The sequence below is a fragment of the Polaribacter sp. PL03 genome, from assembly GCF_033875165.1.
In the GTDB taxonomy this organism is placed as follows: domain Bacteria; phylum Bacteroidota; class Bacteroidia; order Flavobacteriales; family Flavobacteriaceae; genus Polaribacter.
On the sequence record NZ_JAWZSV010000033.1, the window covers coordinates 1 to 1244 of the forward strand.

Annotated in this window: 1 pseudogene; it reads right to left on the reverse strand. The window is 35.7% G+C overall.

The annotated features are described in order from the left end of the window. Nucleotides 1-1244 (reverse strand): annotated as a pseudogene (locus SHK09_RS15385) (hypothetical protein); the annotation flags it as partial.

The window sequence follows — 1244 nt, forward strand, 5'->3', positions numbered from 1 at the left end:
ACCGTCGTTATCAGCATCTACAAAGTTATCTGCTTTACCATCACCATTAACATCAGTTCCACCAGCTTCTACAACATCTGCGATACCATCGTTATCTGCATCTAAATCTAAATGATTTAAAACACCATCTTTATCAGTATCTCCAGTAGGGTAAGAGTTAGGTTTTCCATCATTATTAGTATCTGCACCAGTAACTATTAATACGTTTGTAGTATTTGTTCCTGCAGTATCCGTTCCGTTAGCTAAAGCATTTGTAGGATCACCATCAACAACATCATTAAAACCGTCGTTATCAGCATCTACAAAGTTATCTGCTTTACCATCTCCGTTAACATCAGTTCCACCAGCTTCTACAACATCTGCGATACCATCGTTATCAGCATCTAAATCTAAGTGATTAGGAATACCATCATTATCTGTATCTCCGTTAGGGTAAGAATTTGGTTTTCCATCATTATCAGTGTCTTCGCCGGTAACAATTAAAGCATTTGCTGTGTTTTCTGAAGTACCATCTTGTCCAACGTCTCCATCTACTAAATCATTTAGACCATCATTGTCTGTGTCTACAAAGTTATCTGCTTTACCATCACCATTAACATCAGTTCCACCAGCTTCAACAACATCTGCAATACCATCATTATCTGAATCTAAATCTTGACTGTCTGGAATACCATCTCCATCAGTATCTGGATTTGCAATATTGTTTCCTCCATTATCTGAATCGTAACGATCATCTAAACCATCATTATCAGTATCATTTATTAAAGTTCCATCAGGATTGATATCATCAATTTTACCGTTTCCATCAGTATCTTCTCCACCAGCTTCTACTAAATCAGGAATACCATCATTATCTGAATCTAAGTCTAAATGATTTGGTACACCGTCACCATCATTATCGTATACATCTGGAATACCATCTGCATTTGAATCGGTATAATCAGTTGTACTTGAATCTCCTGTATTACCATTGTCTGTAGTATCTAAATAATTAGGAATTCCATCACCATCTTCATCACCATCAGCATCATTACCGTTGTTTTCAGTTGTATCTGCAATACCATCATTATCATCATCTAAATCAATAGAATCTGCAATACCATCATCATCACTATCTTTAAGATCTCTATAATCTAAATCTCCTATACCAGGATTAAAGTTAGCATCTTCATCTCCATATGCTGTTTCAAGATTTGTAATATTTGTTACTTTATCACCATTACCTAAACCGTCATTTACAGTTG